At 39.3% G+C, this 22,845-nt stretch carries 21 protein-coding genes; 13 read left to right on the forward strand and 8 right to left on the reverse strand.

Translation table 11 applies throughout. The annotated features are described in order from the left end of the window. Window positions 1–29: 29 nt before the first annotated feature. From V6C71_07705 to V6C71_07720, 4 genes are all read right to left on the reverse strand, one after another. Window positions 30–809 carry a photosystem II S4 domain protein gene (locus V6C71_07705; GenBank protein ID HEY9768382.1) on the reverse strand — a complete coding sequence of 260 codons (780 nt, stop codon included), beginning with the start codon at window positions 807–809 and terminating at the stop codon, window positions 30–32. A 175-nt stretch (window positions 810–984) separates the two neighbouring features. Beyond that, entirely contained in the window at window positions 985–1,218 is a 234-nt protein-coding gene (locus V6C71_07710) for a hypothetical protein (GenBank protein ID HEY9768383.1), read from the reverse strand. 426 nt (window positions 1,219–1,644) lie between these two features. Next, window positions 1,645–2,418: a class I SAM-dependent methyltransferase gene (locus V6C71_07715; protein HEY9768384.1), complete on the reverse strand. Its 774-nt coding sequence runs from the start codon at window positions 2,416–2,418 to the stop codon at window positions 1,645–1,647. A gap of 140 nt (window positions 2,419–2,558) precedes the next feature. After that, complete coding sequence (locus V6C71_07720) at window positions 2,559–4,280, reverse strand: hypothetical protein (protein HEY9768385.1); 1,722 nt, start codon at window positions 4,278–4,280, stop codon at window positions 2,559–2,561. 985 nt (window positions 4,281–5,265) lie between these two features. Here V6C71_07720 and V6C71_07725 point away from each other — a divergent pair. Next, entirely contained in the window at window positions 5,266–7,107 is a 1,842-nt protein-coding gene (locus tag V6C71_07725) for an ABC transporter ATP-binding protein (GenBank protein ID HEY9768386.1), read from the forward strand. A 141-nt stretch (window positions 7,108–7,248) separates the two neighbouring features. Here the strand turns inward: V6C71_07725 and V6C71_07730 are convergent, their stop codons facing one another. Next, window positions 7,249–7,965, reverse strand: coding sequence for a cellulase family glycosylhydrolase (locus V6C71_07730; GenBank protein HEY9768387.1), 717 nt, complete (start codon window positions 7,963–7,965; stop codon window positions 7,249–7,251). Between the two features lie 159 nt (window positions 7,966–8,124). Between V6C71_07730 and V6C71_07735 the strand changes: the two genes are divergently transcribed. From V6C71_07735 to V6C71_07750, 4 genes are all read left to right on the forward strand, one after another. Next, window positions 8,125–8,682: a hypothetical protein gene (locus V6C71_07735; GenBank protein HEY9768388.1), complete on the forward strand. Its 558-nt coding sequence runs from the start codon at window positions 8,125–8,127 to the stop codon at window positions 8,680–8,682. Further along, window positions 8,675–8,827 (forward strand): hypothetical protein, encoded by a 153-nt coding sequence (locus tag V6C71_07740; GenBank protein ID HEY9768389.1) that lies wholly within the window; start codon window positions 8,675–8,677, stop codon window positions 8,825–8,827. The genes V6C71_07735 and V6C71_07740 overlap by 8 nt, the downstream gene beginning before the upstream one ends. 103 nt (window positions 8,828–8,930) lie before the next feature. Then, the gene (locus V6C71_07745; protein ID HEY9768390.1) at window positions 8,931–9,350 is read left to right on the forward strand and encodes a hypothetical protein; all 420 of its coding nucleotides are present in this window, start codon (window positions 8,931–8,933) and stop codon (window positions 9,348–9,350) included. A 105-nt stretch (window positions 9,351–9,455) separates the two neighbouring features. Then, a complete protein-coding gene (locus V6C71_07750) occupies window positions 9,456–9,593 on the forward strand; it encodes a hypothetical protein (protein ID HEY9768391.1) in 138 nt (45 codons plus the stop codon). A gap of 109 nt (window positions 9,594–9,702) precedes the next feature. Here the strand turns inward: V6C71_07750 and V6C71_07755 are convergent, their stop codons facing one another. Further along, window positions 9,703–12,288, reverse strand: coding sequence for a TIGR03960 family B12-binding radical SAM protein (locus tag V6C71_07755; protein ID HEY9768392.1), 2,586 nt, complete (start codon window positions 12,286–12,288; stop codon window positions 9,703–9,705). Window positions 12,289–12,584: 296 nt separating this feature from the next. Here V6C71_07755 and V6C71_07760 point away from each other — a divergent pair, with 296 nt between their 5' ends. From V6C71_07760 to V6C71_07795, 8 genes are all read left to right on the forward strand, one after another. Further along, the gene (locus V6C71_07760) at window positions 12,585–14,099 is read left to right on the forward strand and encodes a DNA integrity scanning protein DisA nucleotide-binding domain protein (GenBank protein ID HEY9768393.1); all 1,515 of its coding nucleotides are present in this window, start codon (window positions 12,585–12,587) and stop codon (window positions 14,097–14,099) included. Window positions 14,100–14,292: 193 nt separating this feature from the next. Next, entirely contained in the window at window positions 14,293–15,186 is an 894-nt protein-coding gene (locus V6C71_07765) for a DMT family transporter (GenBank protein HEY9768394.1), read from the forward strand. A 122-nt stretch (window positions 15,187–15,308) separates the two neighbouring features. Beyond that, entirely contained in the window at window positions 15,309–15,521 is a 213-nt protein-coding gene (locus V6C71_07770; protein ID HEY9768395.1) for a hypothetical protein, read from the forward strand. 28 nt (window positions 15,522–15,549) lie between these two features. Next, window positions 15,550–16,518 carry a tetratricopeptide repeat protein gene (locus V6C71_07775; protein ID HEY9768396.1) on the forward strand — a complete coding sequence of 323 codons (969 nt, stop codon included), beginning with the start codon at window positions 15,550–15,552 and terminating at the stop codon, window positions 16,516–16,518. Between the two features lie 165 nt (window positions 16,519–16,683). Beyond that, window positions 16,684–18,654 carry a molecular chaperone HtpG gene (gene htpG, locus V6C71_07780; GenBank protein ID HEY9768397.1) on the forward strand — a complete coding sequence of 657 codons (1,971 nt, stop codon included), beginning with the start codon at window positions 16,684–16,686 and terminating at the stop codon, window positions 18,652–18,654. 243 nt (window positions 18,655–18,897) lie between these two features. Further along, window positions 18,898–20,565, forward strand: a complete 1,668-nt coding sequence (locus tag V6C71_07785) for an NAD(P)/FAD-dependent oxidoreductase (protein HEY9768398.1) — start codon at window positions 18,898–18,900, stop codon at window positions 20,563–20,565. Window positions 20,566–20,570: 5 nt separating this feature from the next. Further along, on the forward strand, window positions 20,571–21,056 hold the full coding sequence (locus tag V6C71_07790; GenBank protein ID HEY9768399.1) for a GAF domain-containing protein: 486 nt from the start codon (window positions 20,571–20,573) through the stop codon (window positions 21,054–21,056). A 24-nt stretch (window positions 21,057–21,080) separates the two neighbouring features. Continuing rightward, window positions 21,081–21,821: a DUF3891 family protein gene (locus V6C71_07795; GenBank protein HEY9768400.1), complete on the forward strand. Its 741-nt coding sequence runs from the start codon at window positions 21,081–21,083 to the stop codon at window positions 21,819–21,821. A gap of 67 nt (window positions 21,822–21,888) precedes the next feature. On the opposite strand, the gene V6C71_07800 is transcribed toward V6C71_07795, so the two are convergent. Together V6C71_07800 and V6C71_07805 are read right to left on the reverse strand one after the other, a co-directional pair. Then, the gene (locus V6C71_07800) at window positions 21,889–22,332 is read right to left on the reverse strand and encodes a DUF4383 domain-containing protein (GenBank protein ID HEY9768401.1); all 444 of its coding nucleotides are present in this window, start codon (window positions 22,330–22,332) and stop codon (window positions 21,889–21,891) included. Between the two features lie 93 nt (window positions 22,333–22,425). Further along, entirely contained in the window at window positions 22,426–22,626 is a 201-nt protein-coding gene (locus tag V6C71_07805) for a chlorophyll a/b-binding protein (protein ID HEY9768402.1), read from the reverse strand. Window positions 22,627–22,845: the final 219 nt, after the last annotated feature.

The raw sequence follows: 22,845 nt of genomic DNA on the forward strand, positions 1-22,845 counted from the left end.
GTGTTTGATGGTATTTGGAGTTTAATTATTTATTTATATCGCACTAAATTAACTCGATAGCGTTGTTTCTTAGTTACAGATACCTCGCCAATTTCTAATCTACCTTTACCCCTCACTGCAATTAGATCTCCTTCTTTAACGTTATAGCTAGACTGGGTTATTTCCTTCCAGTTGACTCGAACGTCTTTACCAGTGATGGCATCTGCCATTTTACTACGAGACATACCAAATCCAGCCGAGGCGATCGCATCTAGGCGCATCGAGGCTTCTACTGTAGTCATCTCTTTCTTTGTTGGTGGACGAATTTTTAATTCGCTAAATTCGATCTGCTGAGTCTTAACCGCAACCGAACGTACTTGTGTTAAGGAAGAAGTTAAAAACTCTACCATCTCTGGAACAACTATTGCCTGTGCGCCTCTTTCCCCTAAAACAATAATATCTCCTACCTTGTCTCGGGTAATACCTGTACCCAAAATCGAACCCAGAAAATCTCGATGAGTAGCAGGATCGAAAAGAAAGTTACCTGCGATATCTAAAGCAGCTAACTCAACTTGTGACTCATCTAGAGGAATATCAGGACGAGATAATGCTACTCGCTGTCTTTCGGCTTGGGGATAGCCACCCCAGGGTAAAGCCGTAATTTCGGTTAAATTCTCAAAGATTGTTTCTACCTCTGCAAGTACGGGAGGAGAAAGAAAATCAGTAAGGACTATTTCCCAGTTTTTGATTGCTTGTTCAGCTTTGTCGATAACGCGAACAATTTCTTCTTTGTTTTCTACACGCTTTAATATGTCTTCTCTCGGCAGCATTTAGTTCTGATTCGTCTTTATTTACCGATTATTTTACCGAAATATACCTGTTCTTGATTTTGATCTTAGTAGTATTAGAACATTTTTGGCATTGCATTGTTGCATTACTACTGAACGATGTATAAAGCGGTAGTACCGAAGTTAACTAAAAGCTGCGACAAGAGAATCCTCAAATCTATTTTTGAGTCAGATTATTGCTGGCGTAGGTATCTAAAGCAAAAGCAGGAATGCGCTCGCCATAGTCTGTATCTCTTCCCGTGAATGATTTAGCCAACAATTCAAATGATTCTGATTTAAGATTGCGTTCATGGATAGGCTTAGATTGTTCTCCCAGAAAATAAGCTTGAGTTCCAATTACCGCTGCTGCTGTCCAGCCAATTAAGAATACTGCAATTAATAAAGTAGTCATCGTTAATACTCCGTTTTGCTTTGTTAAGTTATTTATCTTTATCTGTAAATAAATGTAACAAAAACTTGTTTTATTTACAATAGTTTAAATTTACGGTTTTCCCGATCGCCTAGGAGTAAAAACCGAATTATTAATTTAACCTCAGTTCGGGTTAAGGCAATTTAAGGGTTATGAAAGCTAATCGCTAATTGCTAATCGCTAATCGCTTCTTAAAAATTCCAGGAAAATAACAGTTTGGCAGCGAACGAAAATACAAGCCTTTCAGCTTATCCCGAGTTCAGGTTAATTTAGGATTTAGGGTTTTTTGACAAAAACTCAGGAGTTCTAGTTTCTCTAAGGAATTTCTAATAAATTCAACAGTAAGCGAATTTTATAGCCATTACCTGAAGGTAAAAAATCATATAGTTTGTACATTGTTTTTCATTGCTAACTTCTAGCCGATAGTTCGGTTAAATAAAGGCTGGTTTTATATTGCAAATAAACTAAACCTGCTCGATCGCAATACTGTTGATGCAAATTAGCTAAATCTTGAACCAATTTTTGATGTACTTCTCCTTCTTGGGGAATATATGAAGTACTCATCGCTCTACCGACTAAAGCTTCCGCACTTAAAGCCTGTCGACTACAAAAGACTAAATGATGGACAGGATTAAACCAAGAAGTATTTCGTAAAAATCTTTCTGTGCCATGACGCAATTTAGAAAAATTATTAGAAGCTATTTGAGTAAGTGCAGTGTACTCGCTGGTAAATGGATCTTCTCGAGCGTAATTATGCCAAACTGCTGCCAATTTACCTTGTGGCTTAAGAATACGAGCAAATTCTTTCAGGGTAGGTTCGGGATTAAACCAGTGAAAAGCCTGGAAGCAGGTAACTAGATCGACTGAGGCATCAGGTAATTTGCTATTCTCTGCACTACCATCACGAAATTCTACTAAGGGATGAACCTTCGCTACTCTTCTCATAGCTGCATTTGGCTCAATTGCAATAACTTTAATTCCGCGAGCGGCTAATAAACGACTCGAAATTCCCGTTCCCGCGCCAATATCCGCAGCAATTAACCGATCGATATCTAATCCATCCACAATACGGTCAATTAACGCACCAGGATAACTAGGTCGGTACTTAGCATAATCTTCAGCACGACTGGTAAATCGACTCAGAGGATTCATGTGATGTAATGCTAGACCGTCATCAGTCATGATAAATATCTGCGCTAGATTACAACAGTTTTTCTACTTAGTATTCTAGGTTCATTAGCCGACTAAGAACAATTAATCTAAAAAGCGATCGCTCGTGTGTTAGGAGCGATCGCTTTTTAATTGACTCTAATCGATCTGATCTACAGTTCAAACACATGGAAAACCGGATTACCGTTGTTTTCCATGGAATAATTGGGTAAATTTGCTTTAATACTATTTAATTCATTTTGATCGATAGTATAAAGGTGAGAACCCGAATCACTGTTGAGCATTCTAAACACCGGAATAGTTTCTATTGCTGCTGGTTCAAATTCAAAAGCGTGATATTTAACTCCTTCAGAATTATAATTCGGCAACTTCTGCTCGATAAAAGTTTTTTCATTCTCATCCATAGTGTATAGATGCGAACCTGTCTGGGTATTAAAAAAGCGATAAATAGGCTTGACTCCAGCAATTGTTTCTCCAGTTAAAGCATCCTTATTACTAGTTAGGACAGTATATTTCTCTGCTTCGTCTTGATAGGATAGTTCTCCTGCTGCGCTTTTTGCTTTAACAACGTTAATTTCATTTTTATCAGTAGTATACAGATGTGAGCCAAGTTTAAACTGATAAAAACGATGAACGTTTTCGGTAGTAAAACGACTCATGCCTGGATTACCACGGTTGATGACGAACACATCTCCCGCATTGTTGGTATCGCCAGGAACTAAGCTGCTGATACTAGAATTGAATAATATATTTTGACCATCACCGCTGAGAGTAGGAAAAGAATCAGCAGTATAACGCGCGGTAGTTTGCGTAAAGCGATCGCGAACAAAAACATTAGCTTTAGCGTCGGTGTCATTTGAGACTAAATTATTCGCATCAGACAAGAAAGCAACATATCTTCCATCATCACTGATTGAAGCTTTTTCGCTATAGCCGTTAGATTGAGTACCATTGGCTGCAACATTAACTCGTTCGGTAGTTTGCTTAATGAGATCGTAAATAAAAATATCGCGCTGTCCATTAGTGTCATCTAAGACTAGATTACTAGCGTCAGATTCATAGATAATATATTTGCCATCACCACTAATTGAGCCAAAATTAGTATTACCACTGGCTTGAGTGCCATTGGCTGCAACGTTTATTCGCTGAGTGGTTTTCTCGATGCGATCGTAAACAAAAATATCGTTTAGTCCATTAGTGTCTTCCGAGACTAAATTACTAGCGTCAGATTCATAGACGATATATCTACCATCATCACTAATTGAGCCTAGACGAGTAGAACCATTAGCCTCAATGCCACTGGCTGCAATATTGACCCGTTCAGTAGTTTTCTCGATGCGATCGTAAACAAAAATATCGTTTAGTCCATTAGTGTCTCCCAAGACTAAATTACTTGCTTCAGATTCGTAGGAAATATATCTGCCGTCATCACTAATGACGCTGGGGTAGCTAGAGCCGTTGGCTTGTGTACCATCAGGAGCAACACTAATCAATTCGGTGGTTTTATCTACACGATTGTAGACAAAGATATCGTTTAGTCCATTAGTGTCTCCTGAGACTAAATTACTGGCAAACGAGGCATAGGTTATATACTTACCATCACCGCTGATCGAGCCAGAACTACTAGAGCCATTAGCTTGTGTACCGTTAGGCTCAATACTAATTAGTTCAACAGTTTTATTTAAACGGTTATAAATAAAAGTATCAGTATAGCCGTTAGTATCGTTGGGTACTAAATTAGTAGCATTAGATTCAAAAGAAATATAACTACCATCATCGCTGAGCGAGCTGGAGCCACTGTATCCATTAGCTTGAACACCATTACTGCCAATGCTAATACGTTCAATAAAATTAGATTGTGTTTGATTATTCATAAAATAATTATTTTTCTTATTTAGGATGCTTACTTGTCTAACAGTGCCGAGATTTTAAAATAAAAATGTAGATCGCAAGCTGAATTGGTCTGACATTCGTTCTCATATCAGATAATACCCTTCTGCTTAGTTAAACATTCAGACCACAAAAAGTAATATTCTTGCTGGCTGTTTTCAAAAGGACGCCAAATCTCAATTTTAATTAAATGAAAATCGCTTATGTTTCTAATAAAGATCGACAAATTATATTCTGACGATGCGTTCAAAGTGCAAAACAAATCTCTTAGTGGAGCGGGTAGTTCACAATCTGACTTCTGCACCGTCTTACGAATTCAACTTTTAAAATCAACCATATAAAGTAAGTATATTTAATTAATATATATATTATTACATTGGCTTTAAGCCCTTGTGTATAAAGATTTAGTGTGGTTATGCTCTTTTAAATTTAAAGCTTTAAGTTAATTTTATAAACAGCGAAAATATTGATTTATAGCCTGGATCTTATTTTGCTTATCAGCAATGATCTAGATCGCAGTAAATCCGTGAGATTAATTATTGACAGTTTACTTTGAACGTTTCATTACTTAAATCTAAATTTAGATAGAAATAATTTGCCTTGAGATCGACTGATATTCTAAAAATTAAGCACAAAATAAATGATCGATCGTTGAGTTCTTTATGAGCTTTCTGAGGTTGATTCTGGTGCAAGCTAAAAATAAATAAAACGATTGTGATTAAATTAACAAGATTGTTATCTAGAACCTTTGGCTACTATCACAAAGAAACGAGATCTCGATCGCTATAGCTGAAACAGTTGTTACAAAAATATTTTAATGGTTTGGATAATCTGCTAATAAGATTCAACTAAGCGATTCATCAGTTAAAATTCTGTTAACCTTTGAGCGTGGAATAGCTGATTTAAAGATTCCCCTGAAGGAACAAAAAATCAATTATCAAGGTAGCCTTTATCCCTCATCCTTCAACTATGACTAAACCCGTTCTAGATGTTCGCCATTTACAAGTCCAATTTACTACCGAAAGTAAACCTATTGTTGCCGTCGATCATCTCAACTTCCAACTTAGTAAAGGGGAAAAGTTAGGCATTGTTGGGGAGTCGGGTTCGGGTAAGTCAGTAACTTCGTTGGCGATCATGGGCTTAGTTCCTACTCCTGGGCGTATTACTCAGGGCAAGATTCTGTTTACCCCCGAAGGCAGATCGACAGTCGATCTATTACAGGTGAACGAAGCCGAACGTAGAAGCTACCGTGGCGGAGAGATCGCCATGATTTTTCAAGAACCGATGAGTGCGTTAAATCCCGTTTATGACATTGGGTTTCAACTTACAGAGGCTATTTTATTACATCAAAAGGTGTCTTCTGTTGAAGCGAGAATCAAAGCGATCGCCCTGTTACAAGAAGTTCAGCTTTTACCCAGTGATGAAGAGTTGAAACAGCAGTGTAGTCAAGAAAATCCGAACTATAGCGATCGAGAATTAACCAACTGGATCAATCGACGCAAGCAAGAAATACTCAAACGCTATCCTCATGAACTATCTGGGGGACAGCTACAGCGGGTAACAATTGCGATGGCGATTTCCTGTAATCCTGCTGTTTTGATTGCTGATGAACCTACAACAGCCTTAGATGTTACGGTTCAGGCTACTATCTTAGATTTGTTGCGTAATCTTTGCCAAGAACGAGGCATGGCTTTGATTTTTATTACCCACGATCTTGGCGTAATCGCTGAACTGGTTGATTCGGTAGCGGTAATGTATCTTGGGAAGGTAGTAGAAACAGGAAAGATTAAGTCTGTCTTTAAACAACCCCAGCATCCCTACACTAAAGGTTTGCTTGCTTGTCGCCCTCGTCTAGATCGTCGGCTGCAAACTTTACCTACAGTAGTAGATTTTATGGATGTATCTACCACCCCAGAAGGTGAAATTAAGATTACCGAGAAGCGAACAGATATAGAACATAAGCTCAATCAAGTTGTTACTGAAGCCGAACAGAAATCCAGATTAGAACAGCTTCTAAAACAAAAGCCTTTGATGTCTGTCAAACAGCTACGGGTTGGCTTCGCGATCAAGGGCGTATTTGGCAAAACTAAGAAATATATGATGGCGGTAAACGACGTTTCTTTTGAAGTTTATCCAGGGGAAACTTTAGGACTAGTAGGGGAATCTGGCTGTGGGAAATCTACTTTAGCCAGAACGTTGCTACGTTTGATTGAACCGATGGAAGGTGATGTTATGTTTGACGGCGACAACATTACTAATTTATCACTAAGAAGCCAGAAACTGCGATCGCTGCGCCGACAAATGCAGATTGTGTTCCAAAACCCCTATAATTCTCTTAATCCTAGGATCAATATTGGTAAAGCGATCGCCGAACCTTTAGTCGTGCATAACATCAAGTGCGATCGTCAAAAGAAGGTAGCCGAACTTTTAGAACGGGTTGGTTTAAATCCTAACATGATCGACCGTTATCCCCATGAATTTTCTGGTGGACAGAGACAACGAGTATGTATTGCCAGGGCGTTGGCATTAGAACCGCAATTTATTATTTGTGATGAGTCCGTTTCCGCCCTGGATGTTTCGGTACAGGCGCAGGTATTAAACCTACTCAAAGAACTACAGACCCAGATGGGCTTAACCTATATCTTTATCTCCCACGACTTAAGCGTGGTTAAATTTATGAGCGATCGCATCATCGTGATGAACAAGGGCAGAATCGAAGAGATCGGCACGTCAGAAGAAATCTATCGCAACCCCAAAACTGAGTATACTCGCAAATTAATTAATTCTATTCCTACAGGAGAATTAGATTGAGTTCATTTAATACCAATTTAAAATTAAAAATATGACACATCATTATTTGTAGGGGCGATTCGCCCTTACGATTAATCTATAATGAATACCGTTTAATTTAGTATAAATATTGCAACATCAAAGATACAGCGATTCTATTTTTTAAAGATTCTCACAATCAACACATGATGACTTTACTGGATTAGTAGACTTTGCCCACTCCTCTTTTAGCCAATCACGAACAAAAATCCCCATTTTTTTGCCCCCTAACACGCGATCGTTTTCATCTACCAGCCTGGGAGAACAATAGTGATCGTAAGTCCAAATTGTCCAGTTTATATTAGGTCGTTTGTTTAAAAATTCTTTCATCGGTTGACCAAATTCTGCCGTTGTCGCCTTGCCAAATTCCCACTCAGCATCGGCCTGCCAACCAAATTCAGTCATAAATATGGGAACGCGATCGGCTGCTTTACCAAATACTTGCTCCCAGTCATATTCTAAACCTAGTTCTTTGGACCAACTTTTTTCCATTCCCCCATAGGTGTGATTGACATAAGCGAGATTGTTGCCCTCAAAAGGATATTCAGGGGCAAATTGAATAATTTGCGCCCATAGAGGAGAAGCAATCAAAATAATGTTGTCTGGGGCTTGTTCTCTTCTTAAATCTACCCACTTTTGCGCAACATCGCGCCAATTTTGCCAATTTTCCGCAGTTAGCAGTTTGGGATAACCAGGTTCATTATAAAGCTCAAAAATAACGTTGGGATAATTGCTAAAGCGGGGTGCCATATAACGCCAAAAATCTTTGGTTTTTTGCTGTGTTTGTGGTGATCGCCAGTCTGCGCCCTCATCGCCGTCTACTGCGTGCCAATCGACAATGCAATAAAAATTTCAACTAGTTAAAGATTTAGTTCTAATTAATTGGAGAAGTGAAAGCTAAATTTAGCTTGGGACTTATATTTAGATGAGATCGCCTTTTTTGGTTATGTCTTTGAGTAAAGAAGCGATCGCTCATCTATTTAAATATTCTATGAAAATATGAATAATTTAGAATCTAGAATTGCAATTCTCAAGCAAAAGCTAATTAATAATCCTAGATTAAATCCACCAATAGGATTAGAAAAAGTGCTTGAACTAGAAAAGAAATACGAAATAGAATTGCCTGCCGAGTATAGAGCTTTTATAACTACCGTTGGCGATGGTGGATTAGGTTTATTAAGTCTGGAATGTTCTTTAGAAAACCTAGTTATATTAGGTAATAATTGTTTGGTATTAAGTGCTAATTATTTAGTTAGTAATGATTTTTTCAGAACTCCATTTATTCATACTTCAGCTTATATTCCTAATGACGATCCGTATTTTATAGAATTAGAAGAAAAATGTGATCGCAAAGAAATAACAGAGTCAGAATTTGATGCAGCTTATTATTATACAGCCGCAGGAACAATGATTATCAGTGATGAAGGATGCGGTTACTATGAACGTTTGCTAATTACTGGTCCAACAAGAGGACAAATTTGGGCAGATGGAGAGGTTACCGACCAAGGATACATTCCACGAAATGTCGGCTTCCTAGATTGGTATGAGAATGGTTAGCCAAAACGATAAATTTGCTAGTCACTGTGATGCCATAATTACTGCAACTGGATTGCAACACAACTTAGTAGTTGTTACCAACAATATCAAACATTTTCAACTAGTTAAAGATTTAGTTCTAATTAATTGGAGAAGTGAAAGCTAAATTTAGCTTGGTACTTATATTTAGATGCGATCGCCTTTTTTGGTTATGTCTTTGAGTAAAGAAGCGATCGCTAATTTTATATGTGAGATTAAAGAAAGATTACATGAACTTAATTAAGCTTTCAACAATCTATTTTGTAGATTTTGTTCCTAGAATTAGTTTAACCCAAGGCTATACAGAGATACGAGAAGAGCAATTTATTGCAGTAGGGTTTGAAAAAAGCAAAGTTGCAACAAATTGGGAAGATACAGATCGCTTTAATATTATTGTTTTAAATAAAGCTTGCGACCAAAAATATTATATTGCGAAGATAGAGCATTCAGCCGATGTTTTATCTCCTAAATATATTGAAGATGAATTGAACGTTCATTGGGTTGAAAAAACTATACAACCGTCAAATAAAGAATTGCTCGGTAATTTATATTCACTAAATGACTCACGCTCTGAATATAGATTAACTATTAATGATAAACCTTACTTGTTTTATGAAAAGTATCTCTGCTACTTAATGTCTGTCAGTTAAGAAATTTGGCAAAATTACAATAAGACTACTGAAGTTTTACCCTTTCTTTGGATACGTTGTCAACTATCATCAAGATATTTTGGTTCCGCTCTAGATTATTTACCTATGAAGACGCTTGAATATTCAATTAATATCCGCTCTTTGTTACAAACATCAATTTTTCAATATTGTCCTTTTGAAGTTTGGGATGAAAATGTAACTATAAATGGTAAAAAAGTTACCTTAGAATCAAAACAAATTTAGCTATCTTATGACTTGTCGCTAATCCTTTAGGACTGCTTCTCTTCATTTTTAACTTATTTGTTGTATTTAACTTTTTAATTTATTGTCCAGCAAAATAAAATTATTAACTTTAATTCAGAATCAATTGCTGACGATGCACAGTGAGTAATTGAAATTCAATATTTGCTATTTGTTCCAGCAGATAAATCAGGTTATCTGGAGATAAATTAGTACCATCATTTCGACAGCTACCAGTAAAGCGAATAACTGCTTTGCGATCGCCATCAGATTCCAAGGAAAGAGAGAAGAGGCGATCGCGCAAATTAACTACTTGCTTCTTCCCCGACTTAGTAAATTTCTCCCAGGGAATTTCTTGACTATTGTTAATCGCATCAATCCACTGTTGCCATAAAGTTTCTCTATCTTCCTCTGCTTGCACGGTAATTATATATTCTGCTCGATCCATTACACGGCTGGCATTAAGAGATTTTAGATCTACTTCTTCAACTTTGTAAATCGGAATATTCTCAGGTAACTGGGCAGCTAATCTGCTGCGGAATTCTTCTACCTCAATGTCTTCAGTCAATTCAAAATCAACTATTTCCCCATTGCTGGTAATACCCAAAGATAAAGCATTGGCAATCGAAATCTTTGGCCCTGGATGATATCCTCCTGTAAAGGAAATTGGTAAAGCAGCACGACGAATTGCGCGATCGAATAGACGTACAAGATCTAAATGGCTGATTAAACTCATTTCAGCTATTTTGCCAAACCACATTCTGATCTTTTGCTCTTTGTTTTGGTTGGGTTTAAAATGCCCCTCAAACTTGGGAATGCTAGGTGGTTCAACCACAATATTATGTCCAAAATCTGTCCCGCAGACACCACAATGAGAACAGCCATCAAAAGCGCAATCAGGCACAGTAGCAGCATCTAAAGCTCTTTGCAAGTCTTCTTTGAGCCACTGTTTGTCAATACCCGTATTCAGATGATCCCAAGGTAGAGGTGCGCCCGTAGCATCTGCGATCGAGGTTGCAGTGTCGGGATTTAGAAAGAGATTCCACTCGCCGTTTTCTACCTGACGATATTTCCAGGTTAAATCTGTTTCCGCGATCGCCTGTGACCAAGCATCATAAGCTCGATCCAAATTTTCCCACCAGGCATCCATGCCTGCACCTAATTCCCAAGCCCGTTTGACTACGCCTGCCAGACGGCGATCGCCTCGTCCCACAAAGTCTTCCATCGCTGAAATACGGACATCGGTGTAGTTGATTTTAACTCCTTTAATACGGCGGAATTCTGCTCGTAATAAATCTTGTTTGCGTCTAAACTCGCTAGTAGAGACAGAGTGCCACTGAAAAGGAGTGTGGGGTTTAGGAGTAAAGTTGGAAATAGTGATATTAAAGTTCAGGCGTTTGTTGCTAATCTGACTACATTCGCGACGTAACCAACGCACCGTATCGGCAATACCAATAACATCAACGTCAGTTTCTCCTGGTAAACCAATCATAAAGTAAAGCTTGACCTTACTCCAGCCACGGGCAACGGCGGTTTGTATTCCTCGTAGCAACTCTTCGTTGGTTAACCCTTTGTTAACTACATCCCGCATCCGCTGAGTACCAGCTTCGGGGGCAAAAGTTAGCCCAGACTTTCTGATTCCGCCAATAATATCGGCAATGTTGTCATCAAAGCGATCTACTCGTTGACTGGGAAGAGAAAGAGATATATTTTCCTCCTGCAAGCGGTTTTTAATCTCCATTCCTACCGCAGGTAAAGCTAAGTAATCAGAACAGCTAAGAGATAATAAAGAAAACTCATTATAGCCAGTTGCCCGCATTCCCTTTTCGATCGCGTCTACGACTTTTTCTGGTTCGACATCCGTTGCGGGGCGAGTTAACATCCCTGGCTGACAAAAACGACAGCCACGAGTACAACCCCGTCTAATTTCTACGGTAAGGCGATCGTGTACGGTTTCGATAAAAGGCACTAGGCCAATGGAGTAGGCAGGTATCGGAGTAGCAACTCGACGTAATATCCGTTTGGGGACATCAGCAGTAATTGGATGAATTGAGCCATCTTCTGCCATTTCGTAAAATCTAGGTACGTATAGCCCAGGAACTTGAGCTAAATCTAACAATAGCTCCTCTTTACTCAGTCTTTGTGCTTTGCCTTCTCGAATAATTAAACCTATTTCTGGCAATAATTCTTCACCATCTCCTAAAGCAACAAAGTCAAAGAAATCAGCATAGGGTTCGGGGTTGGAAGTAGCGGTTTGTCCCCCTGCAAAAATCAGTGGATAATCACCTGCATCTCTTTCTTTCCAAGTAAGAGGAATATTGGCTAAACTGAGCATTTCTAGGATATTGGTCGCCCCTAATTCGTAACTGAGGCTAAAGCCTAGGATATCAAAATCTGATAAGGGACGTTTAGATTCTAAGGCAAATAAAGGTGTATTAGTCGATCGCAGCTTGGCCGATAGATCTGGCGCGGGGAGATAAGTGCGATCGCATAGCTGTTGCGGTTGAGCATTAATAATGTTGTAGAGAATGATATGACCTAAGTTAGATGCCCCTACCTCATAGACTTCGGGATAAGTCAGCACCCAACGCACCTCAGCTTCTGTCCAAGGCTTGTGAACTGCACCAAGTTCGTTACCCAAATATCTAGCTGGCTTGACTGTATCTGAATTAATCAGGTTTTCACTAATCTGGGTCAAAACTTAAATCTCCTTCTGTATCGATCATCCTCTGATTTATACTATATCGAATATCTGGTAGGTAATACTTTGAAGAGTCAGTTAGGTCGAAAAAAAGGCGATCGCCGAATTTGGCTCATTGCCAGTAGGTCTAAAGTAGACTGGATCATTTTGTATTGGGCGTTGAAGTAGAAGGTAGTATTTTTTTGGGCATTAGGACTCTCTCCAGATACGATAGATTAAACAAATGACTGGGATCAAAAGTTGAGCCAAGCAATTAGTAAAATTGCGAGGAAAATATCGTCTTGCAAATCAAAATGTTCATCTGGCGATGGCAACACATTTTTCAGAATGTAGTTGAACGTCTTTTAAAAAACATCTTTCAAATTCTTGAACTGCCAACAGTATCAAACATCTTCGTGCTTGCAATTCCTATTTCTACGGAAAACGTCGCCAAAATTTGCTTTGAGCCAGAAGACTGTGGATTTATGCCTCATAATTTTAAACAAGTATTTAACCTGTCCAAAGAGCATTTCGATAACGATCCTGAACAATTATTTTTTAGGGGTAGCCCCCATTTGAATCAAGCTCATAAAGACTCTCTCTACCCTAAAGCTCTACGCAAAGCGGTTCAGTCTATTCTCAACCAGCACGATCTCGAACAAAAACAAGTCTCCTTTTGTAGTTTTCCCGTGCAAAAAAACGAACACTGGGTAATGACAGTAGTTCAACTTAATCAGCAATGCTTCGATAGTCAATATTGTTTGACCAAAGAAATGCACGAAATACATTCGATGCGTAAGTATAGAATCGATCGCTGTTTTCTCGAAGCCGTAATTTATCAAATATTAGAAGAAAGCGAACTAGAACTGCAAAGACCATCAGCGGGAAATACTTCTTTGATCGCTAATCCTGAGAGGGTTATTGAAGATGCTGCATCCAATTTTCTCAAGTCTATTGAAGTTCACGTCAATCAATGGAATAAGGTTGATTTGCTATCTTTTGCTAATGCGATCGCTGCTGAACGTTATGAGGGTACGATCGGTAAAGGTAGATTGATCGTCTGTCAAACTAATCATCCAGATATTTCAGCCAAAGTTAAGCTTAAAGTTCCAATCGAGATTTATAACTACCGAGGTATCCGTAAGTTGCTGGAAGTTTCTAGTAATCAAATGGCTTTGCTATGCGATGGGGAAAGCGTTTGGGGCTTCGGAGTTCCCTTAGATACATATCAACCCAGCTTAGAAAATTTGTTTGAAATTAGATTTGTCGAACACCACACCTGGGAATTAGTTCATGCTGAAAATATTATGCTTCGGGTTAAATATAGACAGCCGAGATTACCTAGACCACGATTCGACCGAGAAGTGTTTAACGAGCAATTAGAGCGACTTTTCCAAGTCAGCCGAACTACAGCAAGTATTTTAGTCGAAGCTGTTGAGGCAGCAGTGGAGCAACGCCACGGTACAATGTTGATGATTACTACTGAAGCCAAACAAGAGACAGCGCGATTAGCTGCTCAAAGTACTCCAATTGAGCCAATTATGGCTTCTAGAAAGATTATCTCTCATATATCCAATGTTGATGGGGCAATTTTAATTTCCCCTGATGGGATTGTACATTCATTTGGGGTCATACTTGATGGACAAGCTTCTAAAAATGGCAATTCTTCTAGGGGAGCAAGATATAACTCGGCTATTCGTTATGTTGATGCAGAAAAAAGCCGTAATATTGACTGCTTGGCTCTAATTGTGTCAGAAGATGGCTATGTGGATATTTACCCTTCTATGAAAGCTCAAAGTCCTATCATTTATGGATTGAACAGCTATTGAATGAGCTTGAGCGATATGCCAATTCGTACCTGATTTTTCTGAGACACCATTCTTATATTAATGCTTCCACTATAATTAGCTAAGTTTATTAAACTAAGTTATGAAACAGATTAATATTCACGAAGCCAAAACTAAATGATGTCAAGCTGATTTGATGATGATAAAAGTAAAAACTGCTGGTTCAGCATGATAGATGTTTCAATTCAATAATTTTATCGGAGAAATAGCTGCTTTAAGTGCTGCGTTGCTTTGGGCGCTCTCTTCAGTTGTTTATAGTCGCCTGGGCTTAAAGATTCCCCCACTACAGCTTAATCTTTACAAAGGCATAGTTGCGATCGCTTTGCTTAGCATAACCCTCTCGATCCAAGGGGCAACCTTTATCGATTTATCCCTTTCTACCATCGCTTTACTATTCTTTAGCGGTATTATCGGCATTGGTTTAGGAGATACGGCATACTTTGCCGCCTTGAATAGTCTGGGTGCCAGGCGCACTCTATTGTTAGAAACTTCATCTCCACCGATAGGTGCATTACTGGCGTTAATTTTTATTGGCGAACAATTAACTTATAGTACTTGGTGTGGTATTTTATTAACTATCGTGGGGATAGCCTGGGTAGTTAGTGAAAGAAATCCTGTAGCTAAAATCGGCGTTTCACGTCAAGGTATTGTTTGGGGAATTTTAGCGGCGATCGCCCAAGCTATAGGCGCAGTTATTTCTCGTTATGCCTTGCTCCAGTCGGATATAAGCCCCTTAGAAAGCAGTCTAATTCGTTTAGTCGGCGGTACTGTAATTGTCATTGGCTTATTGTTCGTACCTATTGCTAAACAGTCAGAAATTAAATGGCAATTATCTGGGCGTAATTTAATGGTAATTGCGATCGCAGCTATGGCAAGTACCTATTTAGGCATTTGGCTACAGCAAATATCTCTTAAGTTTGCCCCCACAGGAATTGCCCAAACCTTTTTAGCCACCAGCCCTTTATTTATTTTACCCATTGTGGCATTGCAGGGAGAAAAGATTAGTTTGCGGGCAATATTAGGTGTAGTGATTTCTTTAAGTGGAATTGCCCTGATGTTCATTCGGTAAAATAATCCTCAAGGTCGACTTAATAGAAACTCAATAAGCAACTAAAATTAGGGGCAATTAACTAGAATGACTATTGCACTACGCTATGGTTAAAGAAATATAAAACCTTTTTTAACCAACCAATGGATAGTAAAGAATTAGCGCAGTATATTGAAGCTACAGATGGGATATCTAAACCTTGGTTGTTGGTGCAGCTAAGATTAAGTAAGCTACAGGAACGCAAGAATTTAATCCCCCCCCAGGAATACATGAGTGAATTAGAAGATATTCAAGCAGATTTGTTAAAATTAGGGGAGTGGTGGAAGGGAATCGAAGGCGAAGTTTTCGGTTCGTAACTGACGAGGTAAGAGGTATCTATCTAAGATGGAAGATTTTTTACAGCAGGGGATTATTCAAGCTAAACGGGGAGATTATGAAACGGCAATCAATTCGTATAATCAAGCGATCGCCTCTAACAACGAATTTACCGAAGCATACTATCGTCGCGGTTTAGCTTACTATGATTCAGGAAAAATAGAACAGGCGATCGCTGATTATAATCAGAGTCTTAATCTCGATGACCAACAGGTGAATGTCTACCTCAGTCGGGCAATGGCTTTCTTGTGCGTAGATAATATTCAAAGCAGTATTATCGATCTACAAATTATCTTTAGCCTCGATCCTGATTGCGATCTCGCTTATAAACTGCGGGCTAATATTTGCCTGAGACTCAAAGAATACGATCGGGCGATCGACTATCTCAAACAAGCAGGTAAAATCTATCTAGAACGCCAAGATAAAGAAAGCTGTCGCCTCTGCATTGCCCGTATTCGTCAAATTGAACAACAAAAGATCGCAGCACAAGGCGGGATGACCAATCAGGTTTTCCTGCAACAAATTCAGCAAAAGCTAAGTCAAGGTAATTTACAAGAAGCGTATAAAGACTGTAACTGGCTATTGCAGCTAGATCCTCATAATGCCAAAGCTTATCAATGTCGGGGTAATATAAATGTGCAACTAAAAGAATACGCTCGGGCGCAACAAGATTTACGCCAGGCTGCAAAATGTTTCCGCACTCAAGGAAATATTGCCGAGTCAGAAAAACTAGAACGACGCTGCTTAGAATTACAGCTAGAAAAAGTTTATCAGCATACTCCTTCCAGACAACAAATGCCTCGCTTAGTTCGCACCCTTCATCCTCAAAACGCAGTTCAAAATCGACTTTATGTTTTGGTAGGCAATTGGAACATCGCCCAAAGCCTGGTTGAAAGATTAATGCAGCTTCACCCAGATCGAGCCGAAATTTGGTATTGGGAAAAAGCCATTGAGGATATTGAACGCGATCGCCTGTAAATTATGTCATCAGTCCTAAAGGATAAGCTTCGCAAATAATCGGTAATCAAAAAAGGTAGGGTAATCCGCATGGTTGCAGGTGGGGTATCCTGGAACATTTTAAGGGGCGCGATCGGACAATATTGATATCAAAAGAAGTTTACGATTGATATTGCAATTATAAATATGGCTGTACTTGAAAAAGGCAACATTACGATTCATACCGAGAATATCTTCCCTATTATCAAGAAGTCTCTCTATACAGATCACGAAATCTTCTTGCGGGAACTAATCTCTAACTCAGTAGATGCGATCTCAAAACTAAAAATGGCATCTCTGGCAGGAGAAATGCAGAGAGAAATTGACGAACCAGAAGTCAAGATCGCAGTTGATAAAACCAAAAAAACTATTTCCGTCTCCGATAACGGAATTGGCATGACTGCCGATGAAGTCAAAAAATACATTAATCAAGTCGCTTTTTCTAGCGCCGAAGATTTCATCAAAAAATACGAGAAAGATTCTAACGATCTGATCGGTCACTTTGGTTTAGGTTTCTATTCCGCTTTTATGGTGGCTGCCAAAGTAGAGATCGATACTCTTTCTTATCAAGAAGGCTCAACTGCGGTACATTGGTCTTGTGATGGTTCTCCAGAATTTGAATTGACCGAAAGCGATCGCACTACCGTTGGTACAACTATTACCCTTACTCTCCAAGACGACGAACTAGAATACGCCGAACCCCAAAGAGTTAAACAGTTAGTTAAAACTTACTGCGACTTTATACCTGTCAAGATTATTCTTGATAACGAACAAATCAACAAGCAAGAAGCGCTTTGGAAAAAGTCCCCCCGCGATTTAACTGACGAAGATTATTTAGAATTTTATCGTTATCTATATCCTTTTCAGGAAGATCCTCTGTTATGGGTGCATCTTGATACTGATTATCCCTTCTTGCTCAACGGCATCCTTTATTTTCCCAAACTTAAGCCCGACGTTGATTTTTCTAAAGGGCAAATCCAGCTTTACTGTAACCAGGTATTTGTCAGCAAACATTGCGAGGCAATCATTCCTGAATTCTTAATGCCGTTGCAGGGTGTGATTGATAGTCCTGATATTCCTCTCAACGTATCTCGTAGTGCCTTAACTAACGATCGCACTGTACGCCGAATCGCTGACTTTATCACTAAGAAAATCGGTAATCGTCTTAAGTCACTATACAATGAAGACCGCAGTAAATACATTAGCTCTTGGTCTGATGTCGGCACGTTTGTCAAATACGGTGCAATCAGAGACGAGAAGTTTAAGAAGCAGGTAGAAGATCTAATTATTTACCGCACTACCTATCAGGCTGACACAGCTAAAGTCGAAGCTGCACCAAAGGTAGAAGTTCAGTCTGCGGGTGATGATGCTTGGTCCGATGTCAATGAAGACAAAAATAATACAGCTACCGAACCCTATACTACCCTGCAAGAATATTTGGAACGGAACAAGGACAAACGAGAAAATCAAGTTTACTATTGTAGCGATCCTAGTACTCAAAACACGTTTGTTGAACTTTATAAAAATCAAGGATTAGAAGTTCTCTTTCTCGACTCCTTTATTGACGCGAATTACTTCATTCCTTTCCTGGAGAGAGAATATTCGGAAGTTAAGTTTGCCCGTGTTGATTCTGAGTTAGACGACACGCTAGTCGAAGACGACAAAGCACAGGAAATTATCGATCCTACCACTAACAAAACTCGCAGTGAACTAATCAAAGAGTTGTTTGAAAAAGCACTCAACAAACCCAGAGTTAATATTAAAACTCAGGCAATCAAATCAGACGATCCTCAAGGTACTCCTCCTGCAATGGTGCTACTACCAGAAGCAATGCGTCGGATGCAGGAAATGGCAGCCTTGATGCAGGAAAAAACGATGGCATTTCCTGAAGATCATGTCTTGATGATTAACACAGCACATCCTTTAATCCAGAATTTATTAGATTTGAACAAAACCACGATTATTCAAAGCGGTGACAATTCTAATTCGATGGTTAACTTAATGTGCAACCACATTTACGATCTGGCATTAATGTCACAAAAAGCCTTTGATGCTGATGGTATGAAAGCTTTTGTCGAACGTTCTAATCAGGTATTGACCAACTTGACTAAGAAGTAAATCTGGCAACTAGTATAAGCTAAGAAAATAAATAGTCTTAAAAAGAACGAGAACTAATCGACTCGTTCTTTTTTTTAAAATCGCGTCCTTCGCGTCGCCATTTGTCCCTACGATCGATGTAATGAGCTCATCTCATTTTGTACGACTATAGTAACAATGTATTTCCAATGATAGATAAAGTATTTAGAACTTTTTTTTACGATTAAAGAATTATTACTAGCTAATTGTCGAAAACCGCTTCTTATGCAAATATACGATGCCATTATCATAGGCGCAGGTCATAATGGCTTGGTCTGTGCAGCCTATTTATTAAAGGCAGGATACAGCGTTCTTTTACTGGAGAAGCGTTCTGTTCCTGGTGGTGGAGCAACCACAGAAGAAGCTTTGCCCGAAGAAGCACCAGGATTTAAGTTTAATCTTTGTGCGATCGATCATGAATTTATCCATTTAGGCCCTGTAGTTGAAGAACTAGAATTAACTAAATATGGTCTGGAATATCTTTTTTGTGACCCCGTAACTTTTTGTCCCCATCCTGACGGTAAATATTTTCTGGCACATAGTTCGATAGATAAAACCTGTGCTGAAATTGCTCGCTACAGCGAACGAGACGCTGCTAAATACCGCGAATTTATTGATTTTTGGCAGCGTTTAACTCAGGGAATTACGCCTGTATTTAATGCGCCTCCCAAATCGATTATTGATATGATCGGTAACTATGGCTGGAGTAACGTCAAAAATCTTTTTTCTACTTTAGGTGGAGTTGACAAGACCTTAGATTTGGTTCGGACTATGCTTACCAGTCCCCAAGATAGCCTCGAGTATTGGTTTGACTCAGAATTTCTCAAAGCTCCTCTAGCTAGACTAGCAGCGGAATTTGGCGCGCCTCCTTCGCAAAAGACTATTGGCATCGGCTCGATGATGATGTCGATGCGTCACCATCCTGGAATGGCAAGACCCCGTGGCGGGACTGGAGCATTGACTCAAGCCTTATTAAATTTGGTAAAAGATAAAGGAGGGGAAGTATTATGCGATCGCTCTGTATCAGAAGTCTTGGTCGGTAATGACGGCAGTGCAGAAGGAGTTAGAGTCGCCGACGGTACGGAATATCGGGCTAAAATCGGCGTAATTTCTAATATCGATGCGCGACGCTTATTTTTGCAGCTAGTTCCAGAAGCCACTACCAATCAAGCAGATCCAAACTTGAGAGAAAGACTGGAAAGACGCATTGTGAACAACAATGAAACTATCCTTAAAATAGACTGCGCCCTTTCAGAACCACCACGCTTTGAAAGGTACGATCACAAAGAAGAATTTTTGGTCGGTTCAATTTTGATTGCTGACTCGGTTAACCATGTTGAAGAGTCTCACGCCCTTCCGTCGATGGGTAAAATACCCGATGCTAATCCTTCAATGTATCTCGATATTCCCACTGTTTTAGACCCTTCTATGGCTCCTGATGGCAAACATACGATGTGGATTGAATTTTTTGCCCCCTATCAGATTGCCGGTAAAGAAGGAACGGGTCTTAAGGGTACGGGATGGACAGATGAACTAAAAAATCAGGTAGCCGATCGCGTAATCGATAAATTAGCGGACTATGCACCCAACGTCAAGGATGCAATTATTGCTCGTCGCGTTGAGAGTCCTGCCGAATTAGGAGAGAGATTAGGGGCGTACAAAGGTAATTATTATCACGTCGATATGACCCTAGATCAGATGGTCTTTTTCCGTCCTCTTCCAGAGATAGCGAACTATACTACTCCCATCGACAAGCTTTATCTTACTGGTGCTGGCACTCATCCAGGAGGCTCTATTTCTGGTATGCCTGGTCGTAACTGCGCCCATGTCTTTTTACAAAAGCAAAAGCCGTTGAACAAGTTGCTAGATAATGCGACTGAGATTTTTAAATAGGAGTTATGCAAGACCTCGATGCCAAACTCTCAGGCTTAATGGCAGAAATAGTTAAGTTGCTCAATTGCGATCGCTGTTTTCTTTACGTGCGTGAGCCTGATAGTTGTATGGGTCAAGCTGCTTTTTGTTACTGTCGCGATCGCAGTTTTCCCAATGTTGCTGGGAATAAATGGGAGCAAGAGTCGATTAAACTTAAGCAGCAAGATCCAATGTTCGCCGCAGCCTTAAACTGTCAGCCCAGTATTTTTATCGAGGATGTGGAGACTGCCAGTCCGCAAGTAGTTAATCGTAAATTTGAACGGAAGCATTTTGGGCATCGTGCCTTAATTCATGCTCATCTTTGTCATGGCGATCGCCTTTGGGGTGTTTTGCAGCCATCTGTTTTTGGCGCACCCCGAATCTGGACAAAATCCGATCGCGAGTTAATAACTGCCTTAACCGATAAAACTACGCCTTTAGTTATTGAGTATGTCCAACAAAATTTTAGTTAAATCGCTACACCACGAGATTGATCCATGATTGTCAACTTACAGTCCGATGGTTGGGAAATTATTTATCATCGCGCTCATGCTTTATTAGCTGGGCAGATTGCCAATGCCAGAAAGCAGGATGATTCTGTACGAATCTTTGATACGATCGCGGCTATTTCTCACCATGACGATCTCGAACGCGAATGGTCAGAGGATATGCTTACACCCGCGGGTGCGCCGATGGATTTTACCCTAGAGAAACAAACCCCCGTCAAAAAACTACGTCAACATATTGAAGATTCTCTCTATAGAGGACGTTGGGTGGCACTATTAACCTCAATGCACCTATGTTTTTTAAATCAAAGCGATAAGCAATCTAAGGAAATTAAAGATTTTGTTAGCGAACAACAAAATTTGCAGCAAAAATGGTGTAAAGAGCTGGAAATCGAGCGAAAGCAAGCGGAATCTGCTTATCAGTTTATGAAGTGGTGCGATCGCCTCTCCTTAATTCTCTGTCAGCGTCAAATACCCGAAAACCAAAGAACATTAGAAATTAATCAAGACGCAGACGGCAAGACTTACTATGTAGCTCAGTCGCAAGCGGGATGGTTAACTGTTATTCCTTGGTGCTTTGCTCAGGATAAATTTACGGTCGAAGTTGAAGCTTCTTATTTGAGCCAGATTGAATTTACTGATAATAAAAGTTTGATCGAAGCTTTAAAAGTAGCACCCCGCAAGTACCTTAAATGGACTTTTGTTAAGGCAGAATTGAACGAATTACAGTAGTTTTCTTGCTTGATAGACTATGCTGCTGATTAACTAGCTAATAGCTATTAGCTATTAGCTTTACTATTTAAACCTTGACTTCGGTTGCTTGAGGTTTAACAAAACCAAAATAACCAGCAATTAGTGCCAGCAAAGCATTAAACCAAACGTTGTTACCAAACAAGGGCATGGTGCCAAACAAGGTATGACCAAAGGGAAATAATCCCAAAACTGCTAACAAGATATAGCTTAAGGCAAAAATACGATTAAAACTGCGGGCGGTAATGCGATCGCCACTGGCAGCAATACCAAAAAGTCCTACCGTTAAGCGAACTAAATTGTGCATTAAATTGGTCGCAAATAAGCCGAATATGTAGCCAAAGCCCTGGGCATAAGGATATATGGTGGGATCTAAGGGAATATCCGAGCTAAAACCTACGGGGGGAAGCGAAACTACGCTGGGAGCAAATCCTAATATTCCCAGAGCTACAAATGTTATCCCAATTAGAAAAGAAGTTTGACTTTGATTCATCTTATTTATTTCGATTAATTAGTACCATGTTGATAAAAAACCCTGCTAAAAAACAGGGTTAAAAATTAAATTTGCTAGCAGAGAATTAATTACTTATGCTATACCTAACCAGTGAAAAAAGCCTTGTCCAGTACTTAATTCAACCACTAGTGCGCCTAGAAATCCCAGCATAGCTAATCTACCATTCCAAATTTCAGCACTAGGATTAGAGCCGAACTGAAACTTCGTAGCAAACTCACCATATTTGCGACTGGATTGAACATCATAATGTTCATTTGGTGTTTGATTTTCCATGTTAATTATTCCTTTTTACAATTTGTAATGAACTACTTTTAAGATAAATAAAATAAATTTAAATGTTCTCTATCTTTAGTTATAAATGGAAATTAAATTATTGCCGACTGATGACTTATTGCTGCTTATGAATAAATAGTCTAGAAAAAGTCGAGAGAATTATCAGAACAGCCAATTATTTTGTAACTTAGATCACAAAATAATTTTAAGTAACTATCC

Origin of the sequence: Coleofasciculaceae cyanobacterium (assembly GCA_036703275.1) — a bacterium.
Classification (GTDB): Bacteria; Cyanobacteriota; Cyanobacteriia; order Cyanobacteriales; family Xenococcaceae; genus Waterburya.